This is a genomic window from Deinococcus aerophilus (assembly GCF_014647075.1).
Classification (GTDB): domain Bacteria; phylum Deinococcota; class Deinococci; order Deinococcales; family Deinococcaceae; genus Deinococcus; species Deinococcus aerophilus.
Window position 1 is genome coordinate 1 of record NZ_BMOM01000002.1, and the last position, 12,661, is coordinate 12,661.

Below are 12,661 nucleotides of genomic sequence, written 5' to 3' on the forward strand. Positions count from 1 at the left end.
GGGCTACGCCTATCCCTGGGATAAACTGGTCGCGTCGGCGAGGTCTCTCTTCGCCGCTTGACGGGATTCTTGGAGCACTACCAACAGACCCATGCCCACGTTCGAGACGGTCCTGAAACAGGAGCGCAAGGCGGCCACCGGCATCGAAGTTCCTCCACATATCGTGGCGGAACTCGGCGCGGGGAAAAAACCGGCCGTGACGGTGATCCTGAACGGCTACACGTACCGCAGCACTGTGGCGGTCATGGGCGGCCGATACATGCTGCCGGTCAGCGCCGAACACCGCCAGGGCGCAGGCGTTCAGGCCGGGGACCAGGTGAGCGTCACCCTGCACCTGGACACTGAACCCCGTGAGGTCACGGTGCCGGACGATTTGCAGGCCGCGCTGGATGGTACGCCAGCCGCACTGGAGCGTTTTGAACGCCTCTCGTACAGCCAGCAACGCCAGCATGTGTTGTCGGTGGAAGGCACCAAGAACCCTGAGACCCGTGCCCGACGTGTGGCGAAAGCCATTCAGACACTCACGGCGGATAGCGGATAAGTGATAACAGCAGAGGTTCCCAGAGATCTGTTGAGCATCGGGGATGACAGACGCTGTCGGGACACCCTTCCATCAAGTCAATCTATGCAAAGCTACGCTGCGATTAACAGAGATAGACAGTGTTGACGATTTTGTATATATTCTGAAGATGCAGAGGATGTTTGACAATGCTCCCTCCGCCCTGCGCCGCCATCTGGAACGGCGGGAGTATGAGGCTTTCCTCGATCTGCTGAGTGCCGAGCTGCCCGGTCAGGCGGGGGGGCTGACCCGCAAGAACTACTTGTCCAGTCTGCGGGTCTTTCTGCGCTGGTGCGCCGAAGAGACCCGCTCGGTCCTGAACGCCACGCGGGCAGACGCCCTGGCGTATCAGACCCATCTGCAGGACCGGGGAACGCCCGCCACCGTTCACAACCACATGACCCGGGTGCGCACGCTGTACGGCATCCTGATGGCGCGCGGGGAGCATCCCGGCCCCAATCCCTATGAGGGCCTGAAGCTGCCAAGCAACCGACCCGAGGAACACCGCGACCTGTATACCGGGCCGGAGATCGCCCGTCTCCTGGCACATGGTGACGTGACCGAACGGCTGCTGGTGCTGCTGGGCGCGCACGTCGGACTGACCGGGCCGGAAACGGTGACGCTGCGCTGGGAGGCAGTCAATACCCACGCGGGCCACCTGGACGTGCGGGGCCGCCATCTGGAGGCCGACACGCAGGTCTACGCAGCCCTGCGCGAATACGGGCAGGAGCGTGGGCACACCGATCTGTTCGCGGCCACGGGACCGCTGTTCGACTTCCAGACCGATCACCAGCTGCGCGCCGCCCTGTTCCGGCTGTGCACGCGGGCCAATGTGCCCTACCGGGCGTGGCGGGCCCTGCGCAACACGGCCGGCCTGCGCATTCTGGAACAGACCGGAGATCCTGCCGCCGTCGCGCAGCGTCTGGGGCTGGGAACCCTGAAAGCCGTGGAGGTCTGGAAGAAGCTGTCCGGCCCCGGCCCCGCGTAGCAAGGTTCATCAACCGGTGCAGGGCATCAGCGTGGCGCCGCAGAAGCGCAATCCAGAGGTGCCGGAATGCGCCCCCATTGACGGCGTTGTTCTCACAGGCATGAAGGAATGATGGAGACCGGAAATCTTCCTAAAAACTCCACCACAGTCCCCGGCTCCACCAAGGTGCTAAGATACCGGGGTCACATGGGGACGCCCCGGTTTCGACGGTGTTCGTGGACAGTGACGTGGCGAGCCGAGGATGGTCGTTGGCCTCGTAAATCATCCGACCAAGCCTTTAACTGGCAACAACAGCGATTCTTTCGCACTGGCTGCTTAATCCCAGCCCAGCGACCGCATAGCCCGGCCATTGGCGCTGCGCGAGCTGACACAAAAGATGGCTAGTTCTGTGCGTTGTCTCGGCGCACCGGGCGAAACTTAGAGACTTGACGCGAAGGCAGCCCGTTCTCAGGCGGCCCAGCGTTGAAACCTAAATTGAGAACTACGCTCGTAGAAGCCCACTCAAGCAACATCGGACGAGGGTTCGACTCCCTCCGTCTCCACCATCCAGAAGTCTGCCCGCCTCTCCCGGCGGGCGGATTTCTTTTGAGGCTGGAGTCATCTGGAGTCGTACAGCTGGAGTCGTACAGCTCCGACTTGGGGCTTTCCGCATCCCTCTTCTGCTCCCCGAATGCAACCAGCCCAGACCGCACCCATGACCCTCACCCCTTGCTGTCCGTCCCATGGGAGCACAATTTGAGACAGCACATGCAGTGGTTCCCTGAGTGGGAGGCGGCTATCCTAGGGCATGGACCGTCCCGACGTACCTTCCGGGTCCACGGCACCGCAGGGAAGCCGGGACCATCCCACCTTTCAGGAGGTCTATCCCGGCTTCCCGGAACCGCAGTTCGAGCCGCTGACCTTCACCCGGCGCTCTCCGGATGAGACGCTGGCCCGGGCCCGGGCGTTCTACGAGGAGATGCAGACCCGCCGCACCACCCGGCACTTCAGCCGGGACGCGGTCCCGCGCGAGGTGATCGAGTGGGCAGTCCTCAGCGCCGGCACCGCGCCCAGCGGCGCCCACCGCCAGCCCTGGCGCTTTGTCGCGGTGCAGGACCCTGACCTCAAGGCTCGCATCCGTGAGGCGGTGGAGGCCGAGGAATACAGGACCTATACCGCGCGCATGACCGACGAGTGGCGCTCGGCGCTCGCCGCGCTGGGCACCGACTACGTCAAGGAGCACCTCACGGACGCTCCCTGGGTGGTGGTGGTGTTCCGCGAGAAATACGGGCTGCGGAACGACGGCACGACCTACAAGAACTACTACACCGTGGAAAGTGTCTCGATGGCCGTGGGGCTGTTCCTGGCCGCCATCCATCACGCAGGTCTGACCACCCTGACCCATACGCCCAACCCGATGGGGTACCTGAGCGAACTGCTGGGCCGCCCCCGCAACGAGGAGCCGCTGATCGTGATGCCGGTGGGCTACCCCGCCCCGGACGCCCACGTGCCGAAGCTGAGCCGCAAACCCCTGGCCGAGATCTTTCAGGTTGACCTGGGTCCATCTGGACAATGACGCAGGCAAAAGGGGATCGGCCGGGGCCCACCGTTCCCCGGACTGCAGCCGCGTACAGAACGGCTCCCCAGACCGTCAGGAATTGGTGGGAATGGGCTGTTAGGCTGTAACCCGGACATGCAGACCTCCCCGCCCCCGCTGACCGGCTTTCCCGACCTGGGCGGCCGGTGGCGCCGCACCCTGCTGATGACCATTCCGATCGCTGGGCTGGCCTTTGCCATCGGGCTGGTGCTGGACCCGGTCAGCGGGCAGTCCACCCCCTTCGACCGGCTGGCCTATCCGCTGCTGATCGCCGGCGTCTGCGCCCTGGAGTTCGCGTTGTGGCGCTGGCGCAATGCCACAGCGGCGGTGGTCACCGGGCTGGTGCTGCTCTCGGGCGGTTTCTTTCTGTGCAAGCTGATCTATCTGCTGTTCTTTCTGCCCGCCGGCCTCTCGGTACAGACCGAGATGACCGAGTCTTTTTTCTGGATTCCGGCGGTGTATGTCCTGTCGCTGTTCGTTCCCAACCTGCGCGCGGCGCGCAGCATCGTCGTGGCCTTTTTTGGGGGGATGGTGCTGTGCGCCGTGGTCTACGCCGCGGGCCATGTGTGGACCGGCGAGTCGGTGGGCGTCATCTTTGCGCTCACCGAGCTGATTCTCGCCAACCTGACCCTGCTGTGCCTGACCTATGTCTTCATCGGCTACAAGGACCTGCTGTCGGGTGCCCAGGCGCGCGCCGAGACCCTGCAGCGCATGGTTCACACAGACCTCCTGACTGGTCTGCCCAGCCGCCAGCGCTTCGAGGAAGAACTGGACCTTCTGACCAGCAGGCACGAGGCCTTCTCTCTGCTGTTCATTGATGTGGACGGCTTCAAACTGGTCAACGACACGCTCGGCCACAGTGCCGGCGACGACGCCCTGCGCGAATTTGCGGGCCGACTGGAGCTGTTTCTGAACGGCGGCGACCTCGCGGCGCGCATCAGCGGCGACGAGTTCGTGATGATCTTCCGGGGCACCCCACCGCAACGGGCCCTGGCCCTGGCCCACCACATCCTCGAGAGCGTGAACCGCCCGTTTCTGGTGCGCGGACAGCAGGTCCAGCTCACCGCCAGCATCGGCCTGAGCGCCTTTCCCGAGGACGCCCAGGACAGCGAGGCGGTGCTGCGCCACGCCGACGCGGCGATGTACCACGTCAAGAGCAGCGGCAAGAACGGGGTGCGCCGCTTCGACGGAGCGCTCGACGCCGAGCTGGAGCGGCGCAAGGTGCTGGAGCGCGAGTTCCAGTTCGCGCTGCAGCGCGGGCAGCTGAGCGTGGTCTATCAGCCCATCTTCCACCTGCCGTCCGGCGAGGTACACAAGGCCGAGGTGCTGCTGCGCTGGACCCACCCCGAGTTCGGGGCGGTGTCCCCCGGCACCTTCATCGCCATGGCCGAGTCGAGCGGCCAGATCATTCAGGTGGGCGGCTGGGTACTCGACACCGCCTGCGCCCAGGCCCGGCGCTGGCGCGACCTGCTGGGACAGCCGCTGGTCGTCACGGTGAACGTCTCCCCGGTCCAGTTTCTGCAGCCCAGCTTTGTGCCCCAGGTCAAGAACGCGCTGCTGCGCAGCGGCCTGCCGGCCAGCGCCCTGGAACTGGAACTCACCGAGGGCGCGGTGATGCAGCAGCCCAGCACCGTGCGCGCGGCGCTGCACGACCTGCGGCAGCTGGGCGTGAGCATCGCCATCGATGACTTTGGCACCGGGTATTCCTCGCTGTCGTACCTGCGCGATCTGCCCATCAACAGCATCAAGATCGACCGCTCGTTCATCCGGGATCTCGCCACTCCGCGCCGCGCGCCGCAGTACGCCGTGGCCCTAGTCGAGGCGATCGTGGGCATCGCCCGCACGCTGGACCTGCAGGTGGTCGCCGAGGGCATCGAATCATCCGGTCAGCTGGAACTCGTGAGAAGCTTCGGCTGCGATTTCGCTCAGGGCTATCACTTTGCCCGCCCCATGGAGGCCCAGGCCCTGACCGAACTGCTTCACCATGACGTGACGGCCGGCGACGCTCCCCCCCACATCCGCCTCAACTGAAGGCCGCACGGGCCCGCCCCGGCGTGGCCGGCAACACCGGCATACCCGCAAAAAACTTCCCCGGCGAGTACTCGCCGGGGAAGGGAAGGCACGGCGGTGATCAGCGTGACTGGGTGCCCGAGGGGGCCAGAGACAGCGTGGGGCCACTGGCGGGGAGGCGCAGCTGGACCACCGTCAGCACCACGAAGGCGGCTTCCACCAACAGGGAGAGGACGCCGGCAGATTCGGCCCAGTTGCCGATATCGCTGTGCGCATGGGGCAGCCCCACCGTGCGCGTCAGGGTGTAGGCCACGATCGCCCCCCGAGATCAGCAGGCCCAGGGCGTACCCGTTTTTCCAGTGTGAGCTGAGCAGCCACGCCCCCGCCGCCGCGCACCCGGCCACCAGCAGGATGTACAGCCAGCCCAGGTAGGCCGTCTCGTTCAGCTTGTCCGGAATGTCCTTGAAGTGGATCCAGCCGATGCCCGCCAGCAGGACGACGCCCAGCCCGTGGTGTTGCAAGTGCCTCATATGGCTCCCTTAGACGCGGCTGCAGCGCTTCGCCGGCCCCCACCTCCACGCCTCCAGAGGAGCTTCAGCAGTCAAGGCCCTCTGTAGTTAAGTGGGCGCGAGGGCCGCGCGTCCCCCAAGAAGCCACAAAGCAGAAATAAGCTCAGGCTTTCTGGGCAGACTGCGGCGGCGCTGCGGCGGGAGAAGACCAGCGGGCCGGGGTCCATTTGACCTCGCTGCGCCCGCTCTCGACCACCCGCTCGATGAACTGCACGCCGCGCGCACCTTCCTCCAGCGTGGGAAAGTCGGCGATCAGTGGATCGGGGGCGCGGCCCTCCAGCCGGGCGCGAATGGCCTCGGCCACGCCGCGGTACACGTTGGCGAAGGCCTCGATGAAGGCCTCGGGGTGGCCGCTGGGCAGGCGCGACGCGGCCTGGGCAGCGGCGCTGAGGTACGGGTTGCCCCGCCGCAACATCTGCAGCGGCGCGTCCAGAAACTGCACTTCCAGAGTGTTGGGTTCCTCCTGCCGCCAGCACAAGCTGCCGCGCGTGCCGAAGACGCGCAGCCGCAGATCATTCTCCGCGCCGATCCCGATCTGCGAACACCACAGCACGCCGCGCGCCCCGCCGGCGTAGCGCAGCAGCATGTTCGCGTCGTCGTCGAGCTGCCGGCCCGGCACGAAGGTCGTCAGGTCGGCGCAGATCGCCTCCAGTTCCAGGCCGGTGACGGTGGCGGCCAGATGCTCGGCGTGGGAACCGATGTCGCCCACCGCCCCCGCCAGACCGCTGCGGGCCGGATCGGTGCGCCAGCCGGCCTGCTTGTTGCCCGTCTCCTCCAGCCGGGTGGCGAGCCAGCCCTGGTTGTACTCCACGATCACCTTACGCACCTGGCCCAGCCGGCCGTCGCGGACCAGGTGCCGCGCCTCGCGCACCATCGGGTAGCCGCTGTAGTTGTAGGTCACGGCAAAGACCACGCCCGAGCGCTGCACCACGGCCATCAGGTCGCTGGCCTGCTCGCTGGTGTGGACTAGGGGCTTGTCGCAGACCACGTGGATGCCCGCCTCAGCGAAGGCCCGGGCAACCGGGTAATGCAGGTCGTTGGGCGTGACCACCGAGACGAAATGAATGCGCTCGCCCGGCGGCCGGGCCAGTTCACCCTCCACCATGGTCTGCCAGGTGGGGTAGCTGCGCTGCGGAGCCAGTCCCAGCGCCGCACCGGAGCGGCGTGATTTTTCGGGCGTGCCCGACAGCGCCCCCGCCACCAGATCAATCTGGCCGTCCAGGGCGGCGGCCATGCGGTGGACCGCCCCGATAAAGGCCCCTTCCCCGCCCCCGACCATGCCCATGCGCAGCCGAGACACCTAGCGCTCCCGCGCGAAGGCGGCATCGAAGGCGGCGGCGGCCGGCTCGAAATCCAGCCGGCGCACGAAGGCGGCGCTCTCCGCCGCGCCGCGCACGCGGTCCATGCGGGCGTCCTCCCACTCGACGCTCAGGGGGCCCGCGTAGCCCACGTCGTTCAGGGCCGCGATGACCTCCTCGAACTGCACGTCGCCGCGCCCAACGCTGCGAAAATCCCAGAAGCGCCGGGCATCGCCGAATGAGGTGTGCCCCCCGAACACGCCCACATCGCCGTTGCCGTGGCCCCACCACACGTCTTTCATGTGAACGTGGAAAATCCGGTCGCCGAAGTCACGGATGAACTTCACGTAGTCCACCCCCTGATACGCGAGGTGGCTGGGATCGTAGTTGAAGCCGAAACGCGGGTGCGCGGCGGCCTCCAGCGCCCGCCGGGCCGTGGCGAGGTCAAAGGCGATCTCGGTGGGATGGACCTCCAGGGCGAAGTTGACCTCCACCTCCCCGAACACGTCCAGGATGGGCCGCCAGCGATCGGCAAAGTCCTGAAACCCGCGCTCCCAGTACGCCTGCGGGGTGGGCGGAAAGGCGTACAGACTGTGCCAGATGGAGGAGCCGGTGAACCCGTTCACCACCCCCACGCCAAATTTTGCGGCGGCGCGCGCCGTGTTCATCATTTCCCGGGCGGCCCGCTGGCGGACGCCCTCGGGGTCGCCGTCGCCCCAGACGTGGGCGGGCACGATCTCGCGGTGGCGTTCGTCGATGGGATCGCACACCGCCTGCCCGACGAGGTGGTTGCTGATGGCGTGAACGCTCAGGCCGTGACGGGCCAGCAGCTCGCGTCTGCGCTCCACGTACCCGTCGTCCTCCAGGGCGACCCGCACATCGAAATGGTCGCCCCAGCAGGCGAGTTCCAGGCCGTCGTAGCCCATCTCGCGCGCCAGCGGCGCCAGCTCTTCGAGGGGCAGATCGGCCCACTGGCCGGTAAACAGGGTGAGGGGTCTGGGCATGTGGCCTCCGGGAAAAGGGGGGCGGTGGAAGCGCTGCGGACCTCGGGGTGCGGCGGGCTCCCGACGACCTCGAATGTCTTCCGGCCCCGGCGGGAGCGTCAAAACGTGGTGGGGAACGCTGTCGGTCTTTCCAGCTTAGGAGGCCAGATGGGCCCCGTCAAACCCAATTTTCGGCTCGGGAGTGCAGGGGTTCCACCCACCGGTCTGTCCCGGCACCATCTGCCCTGGAAACCCAAGCTGTCCTGGAAACTCGGGGCGAATTGCATAACAGAATGGTGCTTTTCGGCCGTATTGCTTGAAGTAATAATGAAAATACCGTAATATACTTCTCATTCGGTTAAACGTCTCCTGTGAGGGATCGGACCGGCCCGCCCCGCCTGCCGGCTGGATGCACGCCGCGTCCGCCGATGGGCACCCCTCTGCGAAGGAGCCCCGTTGTGACCGACGTCCCAGCCGCAAGCCGCGCACTGCAGGAATTACTGCCCCCTTTTGGCCCCCATGAGGCCAGCGCCGAGGCGCACCGCTGCCTGTACTGCTACGACGCACCGTGCGTGCAGGCCTGCCCCACCCACATCGACATTCCCACCTTTATCCGCAAGATCGCCACGGGCAACCTGCGCGGATCGGCGCGCACCATTCTGGAGGCCAATTTCCTGGGCGGCACCTGTGCGCGGGTGTGTCCCGTCGAGGAGCTGTGCGAGGGGGCCTGCGTGCTGAACAGCGAGGAAAAGCCCATCGCCATCGGGCGGCTGCAGCGGCATGCGGTAGACCACGTGCAGGAACGCGGCGTGCAGCTGTTCAGGCCGGGGCCGCCCAGCGGACGCAGAGTGGCGGTGGTGGGCAGCGGCCCGGCCGGCCTGAGCGTCAGCGCCGAGCTTGCCCAGCTGGGCCACACGGTCACGCTGCTCGAAAAGCGGGAGCTGGGCGGCGGCCTGAGCACCTACGGCATCATCGTGCTGCGCGAACCGGTAGAGGTGGCGCTGCGCGAGGTGGACGCGGTGCGGGAACTGGGCGTGGACGTGCAGACCGGACATGAACTGACGGACCGGGCCGGGCTGGACGTCCTGCTCAGCGAATACGACGCCGTGTTTCTGGGGCTGGGGCTGGGCGCGGTGCCCGCGATGGGCATTCCGGGCGAGGAGCATCTGCTGGACGGCCTGCGGTACATCGAGGACAGCAAGATTCGCCCGGAAGTGCTGCCCGACGCGCAGAACGTCGTGGTAATTGGCGCGGGCAACACCGCCGTGGACGCGGCCACGGTAGCCCGGCGGCGCGGCGCATCAGTCACCATGCTGTACCGCCGCACCGAGGCCGAGATGACGGCGTACCGCCACGAATATGAATTTGCGCTCTCGGAGGGCATTGGGTACCGCTTCCTGACCCAGCCGGTGCGGGTGCTCTCGGGGGGCGGGCGCGTGACCGGCGTGGAGTGCGTGCGAATGGTGCTCGGCCCGCCGGATGCGGGCGGACGGCCCGGTCCGCGGCCGCTACCCGGCAGCGAATTCGTGGTTCCCTGCGACGCCGTGATCTCGGCCATCGGCCAGGAGAAACCCGCGCTGGCCGTGGAACTCGGGCTGGAGGTCACGGGCGGGTACATCGCCGTGGACGGCGCCATGCAGACCAGCATGCCCCGCGTGTATGCCGGCGGCGACTGCGTGCGCGCCCGCGGCACCGCCAGCACCGTGATGGCCGTGCAGGACGGCAAGTACGCCGCCGCCGCCATCCACCGCCTGCTTTCATCCACCCTGGAGGCCGCCCATGGCTGACCTGTCTGTCCATTTTGCCGGTATCCGCGCGCCCAATCCGTTCTGGCTGGCCTCCGCGCCGCCCACCAACAGCGGCGCCCAGATTCACCGCGCCTTCGAGCACGGCTGGGGCGGAGCGGTGTGGAAGACCATCGGCGCGCCGGTGCTGAACATCAGCAACCGCTACGCCGGTCTGAGCGTGGGGGGGCAGCGGCTGCTCGCCATCAACAATGTCGAACTCATCAGCGACCGCCCGCTGGACGTGAACCTGCGCGAGATCGCCGAGATCAAGCGGCTGTGGCCCGACCGCGCCGTGATCGTCTCGGCGATGGTGGACGCCAGCCCCGAGGCGTGGCGCGAGATCGTCATGATGATCGAGGACACCGGCGCCGACGGCATCGAGCTGAACTACGGCTGTCCGCAGGGCATGAGCGAGCGCGGCATGGGCGCGGCGGTGGGGCAGGTGCCCGAGATGTGCGAGCTGAACACCCACTGGGTCACGTCCATCACCCGGTTGCCGGTGATTGTCAAGCTCACGCCCAATGTCACGCACATCACCGATTCGGCACACGCCGCCATCGCGGGCGGAGCACACGCCCTGTCCCTGATCAACACCATCAACTCGGTCATGAGCGTGGACCTCGACACCCTGCAGATCACCCCCAGCATCGGCGGGCGCGGCACCCACGGCGGCTACGCGGGGCCCGCGGTCAAGCCGATTGCGCTGAACATGCTCACCGAGCTGCTGACCGACGAGGGCGTGCTCAGGAGCGGCGTGCCGGTGTGTGGCATGGGCGGCATCCAGACCTGGCGCGACGCCGCCGAGTTCCTCCTGCTCGGCGCGGGGGCCGTGCAGGTCTGCACCGCCGCCATGCACCACGGCTACCGCATCGTGGAGGACATGATCGACGGCCTGAGCAACTGGATGGACGACAAGGGCTTTGCGGCGCTTCCCGACCTCACCGGGCGGGCGCTGCCGCAGGTGAGCACCTTCGGTCAGCTGGATCTGGGCTATCAGGCGGTCGCGCGCATCGACCCGGACCGGTGCATCCAGTGCAACCTGTGTTACGTGGCCTGCAACGACACGGCGCACCAGTGCATTGATCTGGTGGCCCCGGGCGGCGTGCGGGTCAATCCCGGCTACGACCCGCGCGTCAATGGCCGGGCGGTGGCCGACACCCGCCCCACGCCCGTGGTGCGCGAACCCGACTGCGTGGGCTGCGCGCTGTGCGCCAACGTCTGTCCGGTGGACGGCTGCATAGAGATGGTCAGTGTGCCCAGCACCCAGGAGCACGTCAGCTGGGATCAGCTCACTGCCCGGCGTCCCGAGATCGCCAGCAGCTGGGAGGCGATGATGGCCTACCGCAAGGAGCAGGGCATCGAGATCCACTGACCTCCCCCCCGGCCAGCGCCCCTCCCCCACCTTCCATCCCGCGAGGTCAGACCCATGGCACTGCTCATCCAGAACGGCGAGATCGTCACTTCGGACCAACGGTACACGGCGGACATCCTCATCGAGGGCGAGACCATCACGCAGATCGGGGAGGAGCTGGACGTGCCCGACGGTGCGGAGGTCATCGACGCGTCGGGCCAGTACGTCTTCCCCGGCTTCATCGACCCGCACGTCCACGTGCATCTGCCGTTCATGGGCACCTTTGCCAAGGACACCCACGCGACCGCCTCGCAGGCCGCGCTGATCGGCGGCACGACCACCTTCATCGAGATGCTCGCCCCCGCCGCCAGCGAAACGCTGAGGAGCGGGTGGCAGACCTGGACCGACAAGGCGCACGGCCACAGCGCATGCGACTACACCTTTCATATCGGGGTGACGCGCTGGGACGGGGAGACCGAGCAGACGCTGCGCGAACTGGTCTCCGGCGGGATGACCTCCTTCAAGGTGTTCCTGGCCTACAAGGACGCGTTCGGAATCGAGGACGCGGCGCTGTTCAACACGCTGAAGCTGGCCCGAGAACTGGGCGTGGTGGTCACGGCCCACTGCGAGAATGCCGAGCTGGTCTCGCAGTTGCAGGCCCAGTTGCTGGCCGAGGGCAAGACCGGCCCCGAGTGGCACGAACCCAGCCGCCCCGAGCAGGTCGAGGCCGACGGCACCGCCCACTTCGCCACCTTTCTGGAGATGACCGGCGCGGAGGGCTACGTGGTCCACCTGTCCAATGCCCGGGCCCTGAAGGCGGCGCTCGACGCCCGGCAGCGCGGCGTGAAGCTGCACATCGAATCGGTGATTCCACATTTTCTGCTGGACAGGACCTTTGCCGAGCGGCCCGGCGTGGAGGGAGCGAAATACGTGATGAGCCCGCCGCTGCGCGACAGGGCCAATCAGGCGGCGCTGTGGAAGGCCCTGAAGAACGGGGACATCGACACGGTGGCGACCGACCACTGCCCCTTCGACGTGGAGCAGAAGCGAATGGGCGACGGCAATTTCACCCTGATTCCCAACGGCATCCCGGCCATCGAGGACCGCGTGAACCTGCTGTACACCTACGGCGTGTGCCGCGGCGGGCTGAGCCTGAACCGCTTCGTGGACGCGGCGAGCACCCGCGCCGCGCAGATCTTCGGGCTGTATCCCAAGAAGGGCGCGGTGCAGGTCGGCTCGGACGCCGATCTGGTGATCTACGACCCGGGTTACCGCGGCACGGTCAGCGCGGCAACCTCGCACGTCAACAACGATTACAGCGGCTTCGAGGGCTTCGAGATTGAGGGGCGGCCCCGCGTGGTAACGGTGCGCGGCCAGATCGCCGTGCGAGACGGGGAATTCGTGGGCGACCCCGGGCGCGGGCAACTGCTGCGCCGTCCGCCGCGCGTGGCCGACGGGGCGAACGAAGGTGCGCGCCGGGAACGGGAGCGGGGTTGACAGCCCCCTCGCTGTCCCCGGCCGTGCAAGACGCGGTGCAGCC

10 protein-coding genes and 1 other RNA gene are annotated in these 12,661 nt (G+C 67.2%); 8 read left to right on the top strand and 3 right to left on the bottom strand.

Annotation, left to right across the window (positions count from 1 at the left end):
* Positions 1 to 91: 91 nt before the first annotated feature.
* From IEY21_RS01555 to IEY21_RS01575, 5 genes are all read left to right on the top strand, one after another.
* Positions 92 to 541, top strand: coding sequence for a YdeI/OmpD-associated family protein (locus IEY21_RS01555; RefSeq protein ID WP_188900647.1), 450 nt, complete (start codon positions 92 to 94; stop codon positions 539 to 541).
* A 148-nt stretch (positions 542 to 689) separates the two neighbouring features.
* The gene (locus IEY21_RS01560; protein WP_188900648.1) at positions 690 to 1,547 is read left to right on the top strand and encodes a tyrosine-type recombinase/integrase; all 858 of its coding nucleotides are present in this window, start codon (positions 690 to 692) and stop codon (positions 1,545 to 1,547) included.
* Positions 1,548 to 1,735: 188 nt separating this feature from the next.
* Positions 1,736 to 2,092, top strand: a transfer-messenger RNA (tmRNA) gene (gene ssrA / locus IEY21_RS01565).
* 242 nt (positions 2,093 to 2,334) lie between these two features.
* On the top strand, positions 2,335 to 3,102 hold the full coding sequence (locus IEY21_RS01570) for a nitroreductase family protein (protein ID WP_188900649.1): 768 nt from the start codon (positions 2,335 to 2,337) through the stop codon (positions 3,100 to 3,102).
* 117 nt (positions 3,103 to 3,219) lie between these two features.
* A complete protein-coding gene (locus tag IEY21_RS01575; RefSeq protein WP_188900650.1) occupies positions 3,220 to 5,154 on the top strand; it encodes a putative bifunctional diguanylate cyclase/phosphodiesterase in 1,935 nt (644 codons plus the stop codon).
* 100 nt (positions 5,155 to 5,254) lie between these two features.
* On the opposite strand, the gene IEY21_RS01580 is transcribed toward IEY21_RS01575, so the two are convergent.
* From IEY21_RS01580 to IEY21_RS01590, 3 genes are all read right to left on the bottom strand, one after another.
* Positions 5,255 to 5,446, bottom strand: coding sequence for a hypothetical protein (locus IEY21_RS01580; protein WP_188900652.1), 192 nt, complete (start codon positions 5,444 to 5,446; stop codon positions 5,255 to 5,257).
* Positions 5,447 to 5,805: 359 nt separating this feature from the next.
* Positions 5,806 to 7,002 carry a Gfo/Idh/MocA family protein gene (locus IEY21_RS01585; protein WP_229752775.1) on the bottom strand — a complete coding sequence of 399 codons (1,197 nt, stop codon included), beginning with the start codon at positions 7,000 to 7,002 and terminating at the stop codon, positions 5,806 to 5,808.
* Positions 7,003 to 8,004, bottom strand: coding sequence for a sugar phosphate isomerase/epimerase family protein (locus IEY21_RS01590; protein ID WP_188900654.1), 1,002 nt, complete (start codon positions 8,002 to 8,004; stop codon positions 7,003 to 7,005).
* Between the two features lie 437 nt (positions 8,005 to 8,441).
* Between IEY21_RS01590 and IEY21_RS01595 the strand changes: the two genes are divergently transcribed.
* Genes IEY21_RS01595 through hydA form a run of 3 tightly spaced genes read left to right on the top strand, consistent with a single transcriptional unit; the run spans position 8,442 to position 12,618 of the window.
* Positions 8,442 to 9,770: an NAD(P)-dependent oxidoreductase gene (locus IEY21_RS01595; protein ID WP_229752777.1), complete on the top strand. Its 1,329-nt coding sequence runs from the start codon at positions 8,442 to 8,444 to the stop codon at positions 9,768 to 9,770.
* On the top strand, positions 9,763 to 11,142 hold the full coding sequence (gene preA, locus IEY21_RS01600) for an NAD-dependent dihydropyrimidine dehydrogenase subunit PreA (protein WP_188900658.1): 1,380 nt from the start codon (positions 9,763 to 9,765) through the stop codon (positions 11,140 to 11,142). The genes IEY21_RS01595 and preA overlap by 8 nt, the downstream gene beginning before the upstream one ends.
* A 54-nt stretch (positions 11,143 to 11,196) precedes the next feature.
* A complete protein-coding gene (hydA, locus tag IEY21_RS01605) occupies positions 11,197 to 12,618 on the top strand; it encodes a dihydropyrimidinase (protein ID WP_188900660.1) in 1,422 nt (473 codons plus the stop codon).
* Positions 12,619 to 12,661 lie beyond the last annotated feature (43 nt).